Genomic DNA, 17,398 nt, shown 5'->3' on the forward strand with positions numbered 1-17,398 from the left:
CTGTTCTCCTTTACATTCCCATTCCGCCGTCTACACTGATCGTCTGCCCAGTAATATAGGACGCTTTGTCAGATGCTAAAAATGCTACTGTCTCTGCGATATCCTTTGTAGTCCCTACTTTTTTTAACGGGATCGTATCGATGATTCCCTTTTTCACGTCCTCCGGAAGCACTTCCGTCATCTCCGTATCTATGTACCCCGGTGCCACTGCATTGACCGTGATTCCCCTGGAACCAAGCTCTCTTGCCAGTGATTTGGTCATGCCGATGACTCCTGCCTTGGAGGCACAGTAATTCATCTGACCGGCATTTCCGATCACGCCGGAAACGGAAGACATATTGATGATATGGCCGGACTTCTGTTTCAGCATAATCCTTGCCACATGTTTCATGCAGTTGAATGTTCCTTTCAGATTGACATTGATCACCTGATCGAACTCATCCTCGCTCATCTTCATAGCCAGGTTATCTTTTGTAATTCCTGCGTTGTTGACCAAAATGTCAATGGAACCGAATTCTTTTTTCACGGAAGCCATCATTTCCTTTGCAGTATTAAAATCGGAGACATCGCCCTGATATGTTTGGGCTTCTCCTCCGTTTTCTTTGATCACAGCGACCACTTCTTCGGCTTTTTCTCTGGACCCGCAGTAATTGACGATGACTTTCGCCCCATAGCCTGCAAGAGTCAGTGCCACTTCACGGCCAATCCCACGGCTTGCGCCTGTGACAACAGCTACTTTTCCTTCTAACATGATAAGACCTCCTCAAGTTTTTTCAAATCTTCTTTTTTCTCTATATTAATCACTTTCATCTTCCGGTCGATCTTTCTCATAAATCCGGACAGAGTTCTTCCAGGACCGATCTCGATAAAAGTATCTGCTCCCGCTTCTATCATTTTATGTATAGATTGTTCCCAACGGACAGAAGAATAAACCTGTTTTCCCAGCAGGTCTTTCACCTGGTCTTTAGAAGTGACAAATTCTGCAGTCGTATTTGACACATAAGGTATCTTGGGATCATGAACTTCCACGTCTCTTAAGACCTCAAGCAGTTTCTCTCCGGCAGGCTTTAACATAGGAGAGTGAAACGGCCCGCTGACTTTCAGCGGAAGAACTCTTTTGGCCCCTGCCTCGCGAAGGACATCTGCCGCTGCCTCGACGGCTTTGGCCTCCCCTGATATCACAATCTGTCCGGGGCAGTTGTAATTGGCGATGGAGACAACTCCGTCCACTCCGGGAAGCACGGCCTCGATCTCTTCTTTCTTCATGCCGAGAACAGCCGCCATGGCTCCTTCTCCGGCAGGCACTGTATCCTGCATGAGAATTCCTCTCTGGCGGACTACTTTGACCGCATCCTCAAAGTTCATGACCCCGCCCGCAACAAGGGCACAGTATTCTCCGAGACTTAAACCGGCTGTCATATCGGCTTTTATACCCATGGCTTCGATCTCTCTTAAAATGGCCACACTGGCTGTCACCATGGCCGCCTGTGTATACTCCGTAATGTTGATGTCTTCATTTTCCTCAAAGCACAATGCCTTCACATCAATATCCAACACTTCATTTGCTTTTTCAAATACTTCTGCGCTGTGTTCAAAAGAGTCATAGAACTCTTGTCCCATACCGACATACTGTGCTCCCTGTCCCGGAAACATAAAAACAATTTTACCCATCGCTATCACCTCGTCAATTACTTTGAGTTTCAAAATATCTGTTTCTAAAAAATTGACTTATAACCTCAGATCATCAGTTATAAGCCAATATTTTGTCAATCTTAATCTTCTACACCTTTATTCTTTAAGTAGTTGATTACATCTTCGACAGTGTTCAGTTCTGTCAGATCGTCAGACGGAATCTCTACATCGTACTCTTCTTCTAATGCCATAACTAATTCAAATAAGTCCAGGGAGTCAGCTCCTAAGTCATCTTTGAAAGATGTCCCTAACGCAATTTCACTTTCATCAACGCTTAACTGTTCTGCAATGATTTCCTTCATTTTCTCTAACATAATTTAATCTCCTTCATACCTCATAATAGTTTGATTATCAAAGTATACCTACTTATACCCGAACTTGTCAAGTAAATTCACTCCTATATTATACTAACTCGCATACAAATATGCAAGGAAGTTATTAGGAAATAACGGTAAAAAAATCTGTATCTCTATTCTTCCTCCGAATACCGGGCCAGCAGAATATCTTCTGCTTTTTTGTTCCAGAATCCCCCGGCTTCATCGCATGCATCTGCCAGCTGTTCAAATAAAGGATCTTCTTTTCCCAGTTTCCGAAAATCCTCAATCGCCGTCAGCGGCATAGAGATGTGCGTGTACACGATCTTTTTCTCTCCCGGCATCTTCTTTAAATACAGTGTAGTATCCACAACCGCATCAAGGCCGCCGATGTGAGTAATGTTCATAGCCGCATCAACCTTCTTGTCACGGAGCAGTTCAAGGGCTTCCTCCATATCGCTTCTAAGACCCCCGGATGAGCCGATGAGCTTGGTCTTGAGATAATGGCTGCCGTAGATGTTCATGCCAGCCCTGTACTTCTTGTCCGCCGTGGCCGCATAGATATTCATGCAGCCGTCCATGGCCATGATCCTGTTCCCGGTCTCCGCCACATTTTTCGGCGGGGCATAGACGAAGACATCGTCATACCCCTTTTCATTGGTCAGCGCCAGAAGTGCAGAGGCGGGGTCTACCATTATAGACGGATTTATATAGTAAAGTTCCACTCCGTTTCGCTGGGCTTCCTGCACCGGGATCAGTCTTCTGGCTTTGGCAATCCGGTCTTCGTTAATGTCCGTCACTACAAGCCTTTTCGGTTTCTTCTCCATAGCCAGGACATAGCGGATGGCCATCAGCCCCATGGGTCCGCATCCTCCGAGGATCACTGTATTGCCGCCTTCTTTAATGCCGGAGATGTGGTCATGGGAACCGGGTTTACTGTGATAATTGGAGTGAAAGCTTCCTACGATGCTGTACAGTGCCTGTGCCACCGTCGCCTCATAGTAGCTTTCCCCCTCAAAAGTAAGCAGACACCCCTTTTCAATCACTTCTCCCGGGACAATGCAGTAAGTGGCAGCTCCGCCGAAATACTCATAGGAATAACCGGGAGACTCGATCTGACCCGGTATCTCAGGAACAACTACATACTTATCCCCCGGACGGTACTGATCCTTCCACTTCTCACCCACCTGTTCAATGACACCGGCGAATTCATGTCCGATCAAGATCGGATATCTCCGTATGTTCTTCGGAACCCTCAGATGCCTCTGTGCAAGCGTGATCTCTTTTAAAGTAGACATGGCAATTCCATTGCAGAGGATCTTGAGCAGGATCTCGTCCTCTTTGATCCCGGGAAGTTCAAATTCTTCCATCCTGATGTCCTTTACCCCATAAAGTCTGACGCCTTTTACCTTCATAGTCACCGCCCCTTTTCACACAATGCAGGTCAAATGGAAATTATTTTCTAAGATTATAACAGAAACGGAGATAAAAAAAAAGACTTGTAACTGAGGATCAGAAGAAGAACACAAAAGAATCAAACTTTCATCACATTTTGTTTAGCATTCTCTTTTATTCTGTTTAGAGACAACATAAAAGGAGGCAGTAAATTGATTGAAGTAAAACACCTTACAAAGAGCTATGACAGTCATCCGGCTTTGGATGACCTGTCATTTACGATCGAGAAAGGCCGGGTCTATGGTTTCCTCGGACCTAACGGCGCCGGAAAGTCCACCACGATGAATATCATGACCGGATATATCGGTGCAGACAGCGGAGAAGTCCTGATCAACGGATTCGATATTTTAAAAGAGCCGGAGAAAGCAAAAAGATCCGTGGGATATCTTCCGGAAATTCCGCCCCTCTATCCGGATATGACCGTCCGGGAATATTTGAGTTTCGTATCTGAATTGAAAGATATCCCCAAGGAGAACAGGGCAGCACAGACAGATGAAGTCCTGGGCCTGGTCAGGCTTACCGATGTTTCCAGCCGCCTGATCCGCAATCTTTCCAAGGGATACCGCCAGAGAACCGGTCTCGCGGCTGCAGTGCTTGGTTTCCCCGATGTCATTATTCTGGATGAGCCGACGGTTGGCCTGGACCCAAAGCAGATTATCGAAATCCGGCAGCTCATTCGCACGCTCTCCAAAGACCATACGATCATCCTCAGCTCTCATATTCTGGCGGAGGTCCGGGAGATCTGCGATTATGTCCTCATTATTTCCAAAGGGCGCCTGGCAGCCGAGGGTACACCAAAACAGCTGGAAGAGATGTCCCGCGGAAAAGATACCGTGGAGCTTACCATTATGTCGGACCCGGCCCGGATACAGTCAGTCCTGGATTCTCTCTCCGGCATACGCACGATCTGCTGGAAAGGAGACACAGGAGAGTCCTGCGATATCTCAGTGGAATTCTCCGGTGACAGCCAGAAGATCTGCCGGGAAATTTCTCTCGCTTTTGCAAGAGAAGGAATCCCGGTCACCAGGATTTATATTTCCAGGACGACTCTTGAAGACGTCTTCCTGGAATTGACTGACACAGACATTCAGGAACAGGAAGGGGATGAAAAAGATGAAAGCAATTTATAAACGGGAACTCCGCTCCTATTTTACCTCAATGACTGGCTGTGCCTTTGCGGCATTCCTCACTGTCATCGGCGGCGTATATTTTATGGTATATAACCTGACCAGCGGATATCCCTATTTTTCTTATTCGCTGTCCGGCGTCATCTTTGCTGTTTTGATTACAGTCCCGGTTCTTTCCATGAAATGCTTTGCGGAGGAAAGAAAAAACAAAACAGACCAGCTGCTTCTGACCTCGCCTGTATCTCTGACAAAGATCATCCTAGGCAAATACTTTGCAATGATCACAGTGTTCGCCATTCCATGCCTGATCTACTGCCTGTTTCCTCTGATCATCAAGTTTCAGGGAAACGCCCATCTTCTGGTGGACTATTCTTCGATTCTGGCATTTTATCTGCTGGGCTGTGTCTTTATCGGCATCGGAATGTTTCTGTCTTCCCTGACAGAGAGCCCGGTCATTGCGGCGATCAGCACCTTCGGGGTTTTATTTTTTTTGTATATGCTTGACAATCTCTTAAACTATATTCCGACCAGCGCGCTCAGCGGCGTCATTATCACCATCCTGATCCTGTCACTGGCGGCAGGGCTGATCTATCATATTACAAAAAACCATGTCATAGCCGGAACTGTGGAAACTGCCGGTGTAGTCATAAGTATTGCAGTATATTTTATAAAATCGTCTGTATTTGAAAATTTCATTCATGACATCCTGGAACATTTCGTCCTGACCGGCGTTTTTTATAATTTTGCCCAGAACTACATTTTTGATATCGGGGGGCTTTTATACTATCTCTCCGTCATCATTCTTTTTATTTTCTTGACCGTACAGACATTTCAGAAAAGACGATGGAGTTAGGAGGACTGGAAGTGGATAAAATAAAACAATTATTTCAGACAAAGGATTCCAAGAAAGGCTCATATAGCATAGCTGTTACCGCCGTTGTCATAGGAATCGTGATCCTGTTTAATCTTCTTGTGGCCCAGCTGCCTCAAAAAGTGCGGCAGATCGATATCAGCGACACTAATATATATGAGATCTCATCAGCAAGCCAAAAGCTGCTTCAAAATTTGAAGAATGATGTCAGCCTTTATGTGATCGCAGAAAAAGGCAGCACCGATGACCGCATCAAGACCTTTATCACTAAGTATGCCTCTCTCTCCGGCCACCTGAAAGTGGAATGGATAGACCCTGTCCTGCATCCCTCCGCGCTGACAAAATATGATACGGAAAAGAACAGTATCGTCGTATCCTGCAAAGCAACGGACCGGCAGACTTCGATCTCCTTCGACGATATTTTAGTAACGGAATCTTCTTATTATAATACATCTTCTTCCGCCACAAAGTTTGACGGAGACGGGCAGCTGACCAGTGCGGTTAATTATGTGACAAACACAAAAGAATACAAGGCTTATTACACTGCCGGGCACGGTGAAACTGCCCTGTCATCTTCTGTCACAGGCCTGATGGAAAAATCCAGGATCTCTGTGACTGAACTGAATCTCCTGACTGCCTCATCCATACCGGAGGACTGCGACCTTCTTATACTCAACGGCCCGACCAGTGATCTCACCAAAGATGAAGCCAAAGTTCTGACCACTTATCTGAAAAAAGGAGGAAACGTCATGTCCCTCCTGGCCTATACAGACAAGAGCATGACACGACTCTATGGTATTTTGGAAGACTATGGCCTGAAAGTTGCCAATGGATATATTGCCGACGCAGAGCGCTGCTATCAGGGAAATTATTATTATCTCATACCGAACTTATCTGTGAGCGGCGATATGGCCTCCGGTATCTCCTCAAATTCTGTTCTGATGATCAACTCGAAAGGCATGACGCAGGCAGATCCTGTCCGGGATACCATCAACGTGGAATCTTTCATGACCACTTCAGAAAACGGATGTGCCGTCACAGAGAAGAAACAGACACAGGGAACCTATCTATTGGGAGCCGTATCTACAGAATCGGTCACCGTAAAAGACAGCGGCGGAAAGAAGAAAAAGAAAGACAGCCGTCTGACCGTCTACGGAAGCAATATGCTCATTGACGCACAGGTAACAGAATCTTTCTCAACGTTGGAAAACCTTACGCTGTTCATGAATTCTGTGACAGCGAATCTGGACAGTGCAGATAATATTTCCGTCTCGCCGAAGAGCCTCCAGGTGACTTATAACAGCATCGCACACCCGGGTATCTTCAGTATCCTGATCATTTTTGTCATTCCTTTCATGGTCATTGCCGGAGGCTTTGTCGTCTGGTTCCGCCGAAGAAGAAGGTAAGGAGGTTTCTATGAGACAGAAAAAAACATTGATCATTCTGATTCTGGTCTTTGCAGGGCTTCTTGCCCTATACGCCGGACTCCGCATGTATCAGAAAAAACAGTCTGTACAAAAAAGTTCTGCTGACAAACTGATCATTAAAAATATGTCGGATCTTACCTCTATTTCCTATAACAACGGGCAGAATCTGTCTTTTGTGAAAAGGAACGGTACATGGTTTTATGAAAAAGACAGCGAATTTCCTGTGGAACAGAGTTATCTCACCTCCATGGCATCTCAGTTTCAAAAAATTGAGGCTGTCCGGAAATTAAAAAACGGCGACAGTCTTAAAGATTATGGGCTGGAACAGCCCGCCTATACGATCAGGGTGAAGGATAAAAAAGGAACACAGACCACTTATTATATCGGCAATACATCCGGAGACAACTATTATCTGACCCTGGATGACAAATCGACTGTTTATACTGTATCCGCAGATCTTCTTTCAGGCTTATCTTACTCCCTGAATGATATGATGCAAACGGATACCTTCCCCACACTGAGCAGCGGGAATCTGAAAAAAGTTGTCATAACAAACGGCAGCAGGAAAAAGACCTACACATCCAAATCAAAAAATGATATGGACAGCATTGCCGGAGGACTTGGAGTGTTCACGTTCGGCGACTGTCAGAACTACTCAGTCAAAGATAAAGACCTCGCAAAATACGGTCTGGACAGTGATTCCCGTGTCACGGTAGATATTACCTATAAGGATACAGAAACAAAGAAATCAAAATCCCTCACCTTGTATATCGGCTCCAAAGATAAGAGTGGAGAAAATTACTATGTGAAGCTGAAAGATTCCAAAATGGTCTATTTAAGCGACGCGGATATTGTAAAGAATATCCTGAATCCTTAGATTTCGTTTTAACAAATACAAAAAGAGACTGCGGGCGCAGTCTCTTTTCTATATGTTTTCTATCCGAAATATCTTTTTAATAATCCTTCAAAAGCTTTTCCGTGGCGGGCTTCATCCCTTGCCATCTCATGTACAGTGTCATGGATTGCGTCTAAGTTTGCAGCTTTCGCTCTCTTTGCAAGGTCAAACTTACCTGCTGTTGCTCCATTCTCTGCATCAACTCTCATCTCAAGGTTTTTCTTTGTGCTGTCTGTTAACACTTCTCCAAGCAGTTCAGCAAATTTAGCTGCATGTTCTGCTTCTTCCAGTGCAGCTTTTTCCCAGTATAATCCGATTTCCGGATATCCTTCTCTGTGTGCCACACGGCTCATTGCAAGGTACATACCTACTTCAGAACATTCACCTTCAAAGTTTGCTCTTAAGTCAGCCATGATGTCTTCGCTGGCTCCCTGTGCCACTCCGACTACATGCTCAGCAGCCCATTCTCTTTCGCCTGTCTGCTCTTTAAACTTTTCTGCCGGAACTCCGCATGTCGGACATTTTTCTGGTGGAGTATCTCCCTCGTGAACATAACCGCATACTGTACAAACCCATTTCTTCATACTTATACATCTCCTTTTAATTTATTTTACTGTTTTTGCTGTATTCAAGAAATCCAGTATAGATATCAGTAACTGTTACTGTTTTCTTGTTGATCTAATCATAACACCGCTATTTTGTATTGTCAATATCTTTTTTTAAACATTTTTCACATACTCCGCGGAAGTAAGTGACATTTTCGTCTACACGACCTTTAAATTGGGCGCTTGCGATCGCATTCACATGGTCGATCGGGTCCATCTCAAGATCGATGACTTCCCCGCACTCTTTGCATATAAAATGATAGTGCGGACCAACATTGGCATCGTATCTGTCTGCCCCGCCGTCATAGCTCAGTTTTAAGATATCACCGCGGCTTGACAACAGTGCCAGATTGCGGTAAACCGTACCTAAGCTGATGTTCGGAAACTCTTCTTTGATATTTACATAAATGGTATCCGCAGTCGGATGATCTTTTCTCGTCATCAAAAAGTTAATGATCGCATCCCTCTGCTTGCTCCTTTTCGTCGCAGGCTGCATAGGCGTCCTCCTCTCATAATAATAATTGTTACTGTTTTTAGTATAGAATACCGTATATATATTGTCAAGAGGATTCAAACACAAAAAAATTTTAAATGAAGCAACACACAAAGAGCGCTATAACATTTGTCACATTCACAGAATCTCCAGTTTTGGGTACAAACCTACTGCTTTGTCTGCTGACTTCTTTATACTTCCATTTCTGATACTTATTATCCGAATGGCCTTTGTTATCTGCTTTTTTGTATTTTCCATTTTTCTGCTGATTTGATTCGGATTCAGATTTTTTATTTTTTTCCGTCTCCTTTTCCCATTTTGCTATCAGGGTTATATCTGAATGTACAGGTGTATCAAAGTCCCATTTCTGTTCCAGTCCTTGTTCATTTGTGTAATACCAGCCTATAAATACATAACCTGGCTTTTTCGGTTCCCTTGGTTCTGCTGCTGTATTTCCGCCATCCACTTTTTGAGATTTAGGTGTATCTATCCCTCCTTTTGTATCATAAGACACTTCGTGCTTGCCTGTCAGTGTAACGATTATTTCGGCTTTTATATCATCTTCTATTGAAAAAAATAATTTAAATGACCCGGTATACCCATTCTGTTTATGCACATTAATTTGTTGAAGCTGCTCGTCATTGATTTCCGGTACAATATTATCTCCATATTTATTTTTTGCTTTTGCCTTGCAAAGTACTATAATCTCATCTTTCGTAAATCCTGTACCACCAGTTGGATAAAGCAGGTTATCCGCTCCCAAGCTTGGATCTCCTTTTTTCCAGTCACCACTGTCAAAGCCCTCCTCGTTTAAATATACGATTACTGTGACTCTGGTTCCGTTGGGGGGGTAGAAAATGTCAACGGATATTCTCCTATTTTTCCAGATGTCTTCGCATCATTGATATTCTCAATTTCTTTTCTATCCGGCAGAAAAATTAGTTCTGTATCTATCGCATAATCATCTGATGATAAAGCTCTCACTCCGCTGATTTCTTTAAGCTGCTTTTCTGTAAATTTTATACCGCCAGCCCTGCTGATTATATGATTAGCTTTGATTACTTCTTTGTTATCTGGGTTTTCATTTATTCTGTCATATTCACCATATAACGTTACGGTAATTACTGCCTTTTCTTCATCCGGTGATGTAAAAGTAAGCTTAAAACTTCCCCCTTTACCCGAAATCTTTACCTTATTAATAGATTCAAGTTCTTTTTCATTTACTTTGAAGTCCCCAATCTGATGGGTCACTCCATCCGCATCTTTGCCCTGGACTGATGAAAAACTTCTAACATCATCTTCTGAAAACGCTTTCCCTCCGCTGTCCCTCTCAAAATCATTGGCTCCAATAGTAGGCTGTAATTGTTTTGAATCCATTTCTGCCACATCGGTCCCATTTGCTTTCAAATAGACCATTACCGTAGTTTTGGTCCCGTTTGGTGTGCTAAACGTCAGGGGGAATTCGCCGATCTTTCCCTCCGTCTTTGCTTCGTTTAGTAAAATAATCTGGTTTTTATCTTCGAAAGACATCTCCTCTTCTAAAAAGTCACTTCCATTTTCTTTTTTTCCGGTCACCATAGTAATAGTTTTCAGCTGATCTTCAGTAAATGCTTTCCCGCCAGACTTGGTAATTACATGATTAGCACCAATCTGTTCCTTTGTATCTTTTTCAATTTCATTGGTATCCCGTAATGGCCCAAAATACACTTTTGTACAAAATTTATCCACGTTGATAGCTGTCTTGTCCTTTAAAGGGATACCATCTACAAATATGTAGTCCATTAGAGAAATACCATCTTGGATATATCCCTGGTAACCAAAGTCAGGTACAACAGCCACGTTAGATACTTTATCCTTTCCCGCGCCGGAGCCAATTCCAGGCATATTGGTGTCCTCGTCTCCAACCGCAATGACTACCGTATCACCTCCGCTTATCAGCATATTTTCAAACTTATTTAGATCCGTGAGAGAGCCTCTTGCCGCTCCAATTCCAGGTGCATATTTACCTCCCTGCGCATCCACATGTCCTCCTGAAATGTAGATACCGTCCACTTTACTTCCGTATCCCGTTCCAATTCCGGCTCCATACTGCGTACCAACTGCCTTTACATTCCCGCCGCTGATCACAATATTTTTTGCATATCCTTTTCCCATTCTCCAAGATACGCAGGCAACTCCAATCCCGGCAGTATGCAATCCTGCAGATGCCTCGATATTTCCACCTTTAATAGTCAAATTTGAGAAACCACAATTTTTCTCATCCAATACATTTCTCTGGAAACTTCCAATAGCCCCCACATGCCACAAAGAAGGGTTTCCCTTAGCAACTAAAGATCCACAGGAATTATCGCACTTGTGCCCTTCATCGTCGGCTTTCTCACACTGAATTGTAAGTGACCCATCCATCCCATCTTTGGTAATTGCATTTCCTGTATTGTCCCCAACCATATCTTCTGACCTGCCAGTATTGCATATCAAATTACTGGAACCGATTAGTGTAATGGTTACATTTGCATGAGAGACATTAATACAATCCCATTTTGATGTAGTAGTATCTACCTTTCCTATAGTAATATTCACATTGTCCAAAGTAATGTTTGTTGTAACACCTTCAGATACTTCAATGTTATTTAACGAGGTAGTGCCAGTAATCCAATATCCTTTAGGATTCAGCTTCGTTTCATTTTCTAAAAGGCCTCCCCCTATGGCCCCATCCTTCGTGATTCTAATATCTCCCTTACTCACATCTAAGAATGTCTGTCCGTTTTTTGCCAATTTTTTTGATCGAGTTATCCTTTTTGTTAAATTATCCCTCTCTCTAATCTTTTCTGTTGTCTTCTCTGAACTCTTTGTCTGAACTGCCCCTTTTATTTCTGCTGCTTCTGGTCGATCCGTCTTTTCAGTTTTTTTCTCAGGAATTATTTCCTGAACCTGAAATGCCCCCCCCCGAATTTACAGAATTTCCTTGTGCGTACAGCATAGTTTCGGTCCCAGTGCCGGCAGCTATAAATGCCAATGAAACTGCTATTAAACGCTTTAACCATGTTTTTTTCATTACATTCTCCGTCCTTTCTTCAATCTTTAAATCGGCTTTTTATGTAAACTTTTTCGTTATAAGAACGACATAGAACAAAAAAAGTTAGAAAAAAAGAGACTTTTCAGCCTCTTTCATTCTTTATTGGCTGCAAGCAGCCTCCAATCTTTATTTGTTTATAATAGATAGTCGGAACCTGCAGATAGTGATAAACTTTTATTTCCTGTTTGCCGGCTCCATGCTGACACTCTTCCCCTTGATCTTTGCGTGTCTCATTCCGTACATAACGTCTTTTGCAACCTCTTTCGGCACTTCTACAAACGTATATTGATCATGCACATCAATGGCACCTACCAGGTCGCCGGAGATGCTGGATTCTCCCGCTATCGCTCCGAGGATATCTCCAGGGCGCACTCCTTTTTTCTTTCCTATGTTAATAAAGAGTCTTACCATTCCCGCTTCAGCTCCGGTATCGCCAAAGTCTTCACCTTGATTGGCTTCCTGCTCCTCATTCTCTGAAATCTGCTTTTTCAGAAATGCCGCTGCGATCTCTAATGCTGTGAAGTCAGTCTCATTGATGAATTCATCCAGCATATCTACATATTTATCCAGATTGTTTTCTTCAATCAGTCCTGTGATCTCCTCCAGACTCTTTTCTGCTCTGGTAGCCTGAACATCATTTAAACTCGGAATCGGTCTTGCCTTGATCTTTGTTTTACAGTAGCGCTGTACGTCTCTCAGCTTATAAATTTCTTTTCCTGCCACGAAAGTAAATGCATTCCCAGTCCTGCCTGCGCGTCCGGTACGCCCGATCCGGTGCACATAAAACTCATCATCCTGAGGGAGATCGTAATTGAAGACTGCATCTACATCATCTACATCGATTCCTCTCGCAGCCACATCGGTTGCCACAAGGATATCCACACGTCCGCCTCGGAAGCTTTTCATGACACGGTCTCTCTGGCTCTGCTTCAGGTCTCCGTGGATCCCCTCTGCAAAGTACCCCCGGCCTTTCAGTTCTCCTGTCACTTCGTCTACCATACGTTTTGTATTGCAGAATACGATGGAAAGCTTCGGAGAATGCATATCCAGCAGACGGCAGAGCACTTCGACCTTCTGTTTCGGCCTCACCTCATAGTAATACTGCTCGATATTCGGTACTGTCAGTTCCTTGCGCACTACCTTGATCAGCTTGGAATCCTTCTGATATTTTTTCGTAATGTCCAGAATCGCCTTCGGCATCGTGGCAGAGAACAATAAAGTCTGCCTTTCTTCCGGTACTTCTTTTAAAATACTCTCGATATCTTCTCTGAATCCCATGTTCAGCATCTCGTCGGCCTCATCCAGGACAACCATTTTCAAATCCTCTAATTTTAGAGTATGACGGCGCATATGATCCATGATACGGCCCGGTGTTCCTACTATAATATTGGCTCCTGTTTTCAGGGACCGAATCTGATTCGTAATGTTCTGTCCCCCATAGATCGGAAGTACTTTGGCTCCATGCATAAATTTGGCTAATTTACGGATCTCATCTGCCACCTGGATCGCCAGTTCTCTTGTGGGACATAAAATCATCGCCTGAGGCCTTTTCACCTTTGTATCCATCTTTTCCAAAAGCGGTATTCCAAATGCAGCGGTCTTTCCGGTTCCTGTCTGTGCCTGACCAACAATGTCTCTTCCCTCAAGCACCACCGGGATTGCCGCCCCCTGGATTGGAGATGCAGCCTCAAAGCCCATCTCTTTCACTGCTTTTAATATTTTATCATTAATATTCAACTCATCAAATCTTACTGCGTCCATAAATTCCTCTGTATCTTTCTCATTCAATCAAAAATAATGCTCCGGGTTGTCAGGCATGCTGACAATCCAGAGCAACAACGTTATCAACTATAACACATTTTCATGTTCTGCGTCAAGAAGACAATGCGCCTGTCTCTCGACAATTAGTGACGGCCGCAGCCGTGTTCCCCGCAGTTCCCTTCATGATGATGGTCTTCACCGTGATGGCTGCACATGACATTTTCGTCATAAGAGAGTTCATTATTAAGCAGATCTTCAACAGCCTGATCCGCGCTTCCGGAAACTCCTCCGTACAGAGTGATTCCTGCTTCCTTTAAAGCTTCCTGCGCCCCTGCGCCGATTCCGCCGCAGATCAGGGTGTCTGCCCCGTGTTCCTGTAAAAATCCTGCCAAAGCACCGTGCCCGCTTCCCATAGTGGATACGACTACACTGTTTAACACTTCTCCGTCGGCTGTCTCATAAATTTTAAACTGCTCTGTGTGTCCGAAATGCTGAAAAATATCTCCGTTTTCATAAGTTACTGCTATCTTCATCTTTCTTTCTCCTTTTCTTTTTTACAGCAGCGTCTGCTGCAATTTTCTTTATCTCCGGAACAGAGTGTATAATCCCCGCCCTGAATCATTAACATTTTCCCGTGAATGAGAGCGTCCGCCAGCTTTGTTCTGGCAGAATCGTAAATGCCTGTGACCGTAGTCCTGGCAATTCCCATCTGCTCTGCGCACTGCACCTGAGTGAGTTTTTCCCAATCAATGAGCCGAATAGTTTCGTATTCATCAATACTCATCTTAACAATTTTGTTACCGCAGCATTTTCCCTGTTTTCCCAGCGGCTCAAAGCCCTGATTCTCAGGCATGGCACAGACTCTTCTGCATTTTCTGGGTCTCGGCATCCGTTTTCTCCTTTGGTAAATTACTGACATATGTCATTTATTATCATACCATATTTCTGACATATGTCAAATAATATCTTAACTTTTTATAAATATAAGAAAAGTCCTTGAAATGGCTTCGTTGTAGTAGTAGTATATAAATACACTGAATATAGTTTTCATTACTACATATAATATATGAATGACTCAAGTTTTTATCGGAGGTATATACACTATGAATTTTAGACTGAAAGATCCCGGAAGTGCAATCACTCATTTTATTGGCATGGTTCTGTCCGTTGTGGCCGGTATACCCTTGATTGTCAGCAGTGTTCAGACTCACGATTATATTCGTATCGCCTCACTGACAATCTTTGTACTGAGTATGATCGGCCTGTACGGAGCCAGCACAACCTACCACTCCGTTTATTCTTCTGAACATGTGATGAAGGTTTTGAAAAAACTCGATCATGCCATGATCTTTATCCTGATAGCAGGTTCCTATACACCGATCTGTACCATTGTACTGGGCGGCAAAGTGGGCTACGGGCTGCTGACTGCCATTTGGATCATTGCTATTTTAGGTATTGTTTTTAAAATGTTCTGGGTGACTTGCCCTAAATGGGTGTCATCTGTCATGTACATCGCCATGGGCTGGTTTTGCGTTATCGCCATTGCCCCGTTATTTAAGAAATTGTCTGCCGTATGCTTCGGGCTGCTTTTGGCCGGCGGTATCATCTATACCGTAGGCGGCATCATCTACGCCCTAAAGCTTTCCTGGTTTGAAAACCACTGGAAGAATTTCGGACTTCATGAAATATTCCATCTGTTCGTCATGGGAGGAAGCGCCTGCCATTTGATCATGATGTTTTTTATTTAACATTATATTTAAAGACAGCATATTGGGGAGATATCAAAAGAAACACAGAGATTTTTGTGTTTCTTTTGATATCTCCCCAAATTCAACTTGCCCACATTGCCCGCGGTCATCATGCTATATTCATATCTGCAGTTAACAAATCAATTTTTTACAAAGGAGAAGAAAATGAATATTTGGGAAAACACAGTGTTGACCGACCAGGGAAAAGCACTGCAGGCGAAACTGCTTCAGGGTCAGACTCTAAAAATCACCAGAGTTACGACGGGTTCCAAAAAGGTGCCGATTGTAGATCTTCGGCAGCAGACGGATGTCACGGAAGGAGGATATGACATTACACTTCAGCCCTCAAGGACAGAAGGCGAAAAAACAATTCTTCCGGTTCTGCTCGAAAACACAGGTTTAAAAGAAAGCTATGACTTATGGCAGGTTGGATTTTTCGCGGAAGACCCAGATGAAGGTGAGATATTATTTTGCATTTCACAGGCATCACAGGCGAAACATATACCTTCTGAGGCAGAAAGCCCGGGGTATTCTGTTACGTGGGATTTTTATTTTAATCCTTCCAATACGGTATCATTTGAGGTTGTATTGAATTCCAGCGGTCTGGTGAATATTGAGGCTTATCAGGAACATACAGAAGCGATTAATGAGGTGAATAGCAGAATATATGATCTCAACGATAAATTAAGTTCTGCAAACAATAAAATAGTCGAGACTACAAATAAGCTAACAAATTATGTTACAATAAGAGAACAGTGGATGTCTTATAGTGTTGGAGCCTCTTCATCAGTAAACTATAATTTATCCCCTCCAACTTTATCTGGATATAAACTTTTATTCACACAATGTGCAATAACAAACTCCCCAAGAGTTACTTGTCATTACTGTGATAATTCAAAAGTATATTTTTGGAATCATGGAACTGGCACTGTTTCTGCAATTGCCTTAATAAGATTTATTTATGTGAAACTATAACTTACATTATTCTCTTTATAGTGCCCCATACAGAACCCGCCCACATTGCCCATGGTCATCATGTTATAGTATTTATAGAGATCATGATCTGGTGTTTTTAGAGTAGCTGTTATTTGCCACATATTATCATTGGCTTTTTTAAGGGATAACAAACCAGGAGGTAATGTTATGGATATTTGGGAAAACACAGTATTAACAGACAAAGGAAGAGTATTACAGGCTAAGCTGCTTCAGGGACAGACATTAAAAATCACAAGAGTTACGACAGGTGCCAAAAAGGTCCCGATTGTGGATCTTCGGCAGCAGACAGACGTCACAGAAGGGGGATATGATATAACACTTCAGCCCTCAAGAGCAGAAGGTAAAAAAACAATTCTTCCAGTTCTGCTTGAAAACACAGGTTTAGAAGAAAGTTATGACTTATGGCAAGTTGGATTTTTTGCAGAAGATCCGGATGAAGGTGAAATATTATTTTGTATTTCACAGGCATCTCAGGCGAAACATATTCCTTCCGAGACGGAAAGTTCGGGTTATTCTGTTACATGGGATTTTTATTTTAACACTTCCAACACAGCACCTTTTGAAGTATTACTGAACTCCAAGGGACTGGTAAATATTGAAGCTTATCAAGAACATACAGAATCAATCAGCAAAGTGAATCATAGGGTTGATGATTTAAATTCGGCTTTAACAAATAGATTTGAATGCGGCACTGTAACCGTAGCTGGACAGGGCAGTGGTAAATGGTCATTTGTTGCAGTGAGTTACAGGTATCCGCACAAGAGTGTCCCGATGGTTGTCGCTTCTCATGTGCGTACAAATATTGCTCCGTGTTCATGTTCCATCCGAAATAAGACTGATACCGGATTTGAAATCGGAGTATATAATACAGCCGCGTCAACAGACTTTAACTGGCTTGCAATAGAGCCGTAAAATCTGAATTTTACTTACTATACCCA

Annotated in this window: 18 protein-coding genes; 7 read left to right on the forward strand and 11 right to left on the reverse strand. The window is 43.2% G+C overall.

Translation table 11 applies throughout. The features are described from left to right. Positions 1-10 precede the first annotated feature (10 nt). The 4 genes from fabG to QVP35_RS04145 all read right to left on the reverse strand — a co-directional run bounded on the left by fabG (position 11) and on the right by QVP35_RS04145 (position 3,421). Complete coding sequence (gene fabG / locus QVP35_RS04130; protein WP_009289957.1) at positions 11-751, reverse strand: 3-oxoacyl-[acyl-carrier-protein] reductase; 741 nt, start codon at positions 749-751, stop codon at positions 11-13. After that, entirely contained in the window at positions 745-1,671 is a 927-nt protein-coding gene (gene fabD / locus QVP35_RS04135; RefSeq protein ID WP_009289958.1) for an ACP S-malonyltransferase, read from the reverse strand. Before fabD ends, fabG begins: the two co-directional genes overlap by 7 nt. A 101-nt stretch (positions 1,672-1,772) precedes the next feature. Next, on the reverse strand, positions 1,773-2,006 hold the full coding sequence (gene acpP / locus QVP35_RS04140; RefSeq protein ID WP_009289959.1) for an acyl carrier protein: 234 nt from the start codon (positions 2,004-2,006) through the stop codon (positions 1,773-1,775). A 155-nt stretch (positions 2,007-2,161) separates the two neighbouring features. After that, a complete protein-coding gene (locus QVP35_RS04145) occupies positions 2,162-3,421 on the reverse strand; it encodes a zinc-binding dehydrogenase (RefSeq protein WP_009289960.1) in 1,260 nt (419 codons plus the stop codon). A gap of 192 nt (positions 3,422-3,613) precedes the next feature. On the opposite strand from QVP35_RS04145, the gene QVP35_RS04150 reads away from it, so the two are divergent. The 4 genes from QVP35_RS04150 to QVP35_RS04165 are packed head-to-tail and all read left to right on the forward strand — an operon-like array spanning position 3,614 to position 7,763. Beyond that, positions 3,614-4,591 carry an ABC transporter ATP-binding protein gene (locus QVP35_RS04150; protein WP_009289961.1) on the forward strand — a complete coding sequence of 326 codons (978 nt, stop codon included), beginning with the start codon at positions 3,614-3,616 and terminating at the stop codon, positions 4,589-4,591. Continuing rightward, positions 4,575-5,441 carry an ABC transporter permease gene (locus QVP35_RS04155; RefSeq protein WP_039930478.1) on the forward strand — a complete coding sequence of 289 codons (867 nt, stop codon included), beginning with the start codon at positions 4,575-4,577 and terminating at the stop codon, positions 5,439-5,441. Before QVP35_RS04150 ends, QVP35_RS04155 begins: the two co-directional genes overlap by 17 nt. Before the next feature lie 11 nt (positions 5,442-5,452). Continuing rightward, entirely contained in the window at positions 5,453-6,865 is a 1,413-nt protein-coding gene (locus QVP35_RS04160; protein WP_009289963.1) for a GldG family protein, read from the forward strand. 10 nt (positions 6,866-6,875) lie between these two features. Next, positions 6,876-7,763, forward strand: coding sequence for a DUF4340 domain-containing protein (locus QVP35_RS04165; RefSeq protein WP_009289964.1), 888 nt, complete (start codon positions 6,876-6,878; stop codon positions 7,761-7,763). Positions 7,764-7,822: 59 nt separating this feature from the next. Here the strand turns inward: QVP35_RS04165 and QVP35_RS04170 are convergent, their stop codons facing one another. From QVP35_RS04170 to QVP35_RS04200, 7 genes are all read right to left on the reverse strand, one after another. Further along, positions 7,823-8,365 carry an NADH peroxidase gene (locus QVP35_RS04170; RefSeq protein ID WP_006568456.1) on the reverse strand — a complete coding sequence of 181 codons (543 nt, stop codon included), beginning with the start codon at positions 8,363-8,365 and terminating at the stop codon, positions 7,823-7,825. Positions 8,366-8,474: 109 nt separating this feature from the next. Beyond that, positions 8,475-8,882 carry a Fur family transcriptional regulator gene (locus QVP35_RS04175; RefSeq protein ID WP_009289965.1) on the reverse strand — a complete coding sequence of 136 codons (408 nt, stop codon included), beginning with the start codon at positions 8,880-8,882 and terminating at the stop codon, positions 8,475-8,477. A 91-nt stretch (positions 8,883-8,973) separates the two neighbouring features. Next, positions 8,974-9,642 carry an InlB B-repeat-containing protein gene (locus QVP35_RS04180; protein ID WP_009289966.1) on the reverse strand — a complete coding sequence of 223 codons (669 nt, stop codon included), beginning with the start codon at positions 9,640-9,642 and terminating at the stop codon, positions 8,974-8,976. A gap of 59 nt (positions 9,643-9,701) precedes the next feature. Further along, positions 9,702-11,624, reverse strand: a complete 1,923-nt coding sequence (locus QVP35_RS04185; protein WP_225103767.1) for a hypothetical protein — start codon at positions 11,622-11,624, stop codon at positions 9,702-9,704. Positions 11,625-12,129: 505 nt separating this feature from the next. Beyond that, positions 12,130-13,716 carry a DEAD/DEAH box helicase gene (locus QVP35_RS04190; protein WP_009289968.1) on the reverse strand — a complete coding sequence of 529 codons (1,587 nt, stop codon included), beginning with the start codon at positions 13,714-13,716 and terminating at the stop codon, positions 12,130-12,132. Between the two features lie 143 nt (positions 13,717-13,859). Beyond that, the gene (locus QVP35_RS04195; RefSeq protein WP_009289969.1) at positions 13,860-14,249 is read right to left on the reverse strand and encodes a NifB/NifX family molybdenum-iron cluster-binding protein; all 390 of its coding nucleotides are present in this window, start codon (positions 14,247-14,249) and stop codon (positions 13,860-13,862) included. Next, entirely contained in the window at positions 14,246-14,605 is a 360-nt protein-coding gene (locus tag QVP35_RS04200) for a DUF134 domain-containing protein (RefSeq protein WP_022260822.1), read from the reverse strand. Before QVP35_RS04200 ends, QVP35_RS04195 begins: the two co-directional genes overlap by 4 nt. Positions 14,606-14,819: 214 nt before the next feature. Between QVP35_RS04200 and trhA the strand changes: the two genes are divergently transcribed. The 3 genes from trhA (at position 14,820) to QVP35_RS04215 (ending at position 17,372) form a co-directional block, all read left to right on the forward strand. After that, a complete protein-coding gene (trhA, locus tag QVP35_RS04205; protein ID WP_022260823.1) occupies positions 14,820-15,464 on the forward strand; it encodes a PAQR family membrane homeostasis protein TrhA in 645 nt (214 codons plus the stop codon). A gap of 165 nt (positions 15,465-15,629) precedes the next feature. Further along, a complete protein-coding gene (locus QVP35_RS04210; RefSeq protein WP_009289972.1) occupies positions 15,630-16,439 on the forward strand; it encodes a hypothetical protein in 810 nt (269 codons plus the stop codon). A 168-nt stretch (positions 16,440-16,607) separates the two neighbouring features. Then, entirely contained in the window at positions 16,608-17,372 is a 765-nt protein-coding gene (locus QVP35_RS04215) for a hypothetical protein (RefSeq protein ID WP_009289973.1), read from the forward strand. The last annotated feature ends 26 nt before the right edge of the window (positions 17,373-17,398 follow it).

Origin of the sequence: Anaerostipes sp. CAG:276 (genome assembly GCF_000432215.1) — a bacterium.
GTDB lineage: Bacteria > Bacillota > Clostridia > Lachnospirales > Lachnospiraceae > Anaerostipes > Anaerostipes caccae.

Excerpts from the sequence above, each read along its gene's own strand:
- trhA (WP_022260823.1), top strand. The coding sequence starts at position 14,820 with ATGAATTTTAGACTGAAAGATCCCGGAAGTGCAATCACTCATTTTATT.
- QVP35_RS04145 (WP_009289960.1), bottom strand. The coding sequence starts at position 3,421 with ATGAAGGTAAAAGGCGTCAGACTTTATGGGGTAAAGGACATCAGGATG.
- QVP35_RS04175 (WP_009289965.1), bottom strand. The coding sequence starts at position 8,882 with ATGCAGCCTGCGACGAAAAGGAGCAAGCAGAGGGATGCGATCATTAAC.
- fabG (WP_009289957.1), bottom strand. The coding sequence starts at position 751 with ATGTTAGAAGGAAAAGTAGCTGTTGTCACAGGCGCAAGCCGTGGGATT.
- acpP (WP_009289959.1), bottom strand. The coding sequence starts at position 2,006 with ATGTTAGAGAAAATGAAGGAAATCATTGCAGAACAGTTAAGCGTTGAT.
- QVP35_RS04215 (WP_009289973.1), top strand. The coding sequence starts at position 16,608 with ATGGATATTTGGGAAAACACAGTATTAACAGACAAAGGAAGAGTATTA.
- QVP35_RS04210 (WP_009289972.1), top strand. The coding sequence starts at position 15,630 with ATGAATATTTGGGAAAACACAGTGTTGACCGACCAGGGAAAAGCACTG.
- QVP35_RS04195 (WP_009289969.1), bottom strand. The coding sequence starts at position 14,249 with ATGAAGATAGCAGTAACTTATGAAAACGGAGATATTTTTCAGCATTTC.
- QVP35_RS04200 (WP_022260822.1), bottom strand. The coding sequence starts at position 14,605 with ATGCCGAGACCCAGAAAATGCAGAAGAGTCTGTGCCATGCCTGAGAAT.
- QVP35_RS04155 (WP_039930478.1), top strand. The coding sequence starts at position 4,575 with ATGAAAGCAATTTATAAACGGGAACTCCGCTCCTATTTTACCTCAATG.
- QVP35_RS04190 (WP_009289968.1), bottom strand. The coding sequence starts at position 13,716 with ATGGACGCAGTAAGATTTGATGAGTTGAATATTAATGATAAAATATTA.
- QVP35_RS04165 (WP_009289964.1), top strand. The coding sequence starts at position 6,876 with ATGAGACAGAAAAAAACATTGATCATTCTGATTCTGGTCTTTGCAGGG.
- fabD (WP_009289958.1), bottom strand. The coding sequence starts at position 1,671 with ATGGGTAAAATTGTTTTTATGTTTCCGGGACAGGGAGCACAGTATGTC.
- QVP35_RS04170 (WP_006568456.1), bottom strand. The coding sequence starts at position 8,365 with ATGAAGAAATGGGTTTGTACAGTATGCGGTTATGTTCACGAGGGAGAT.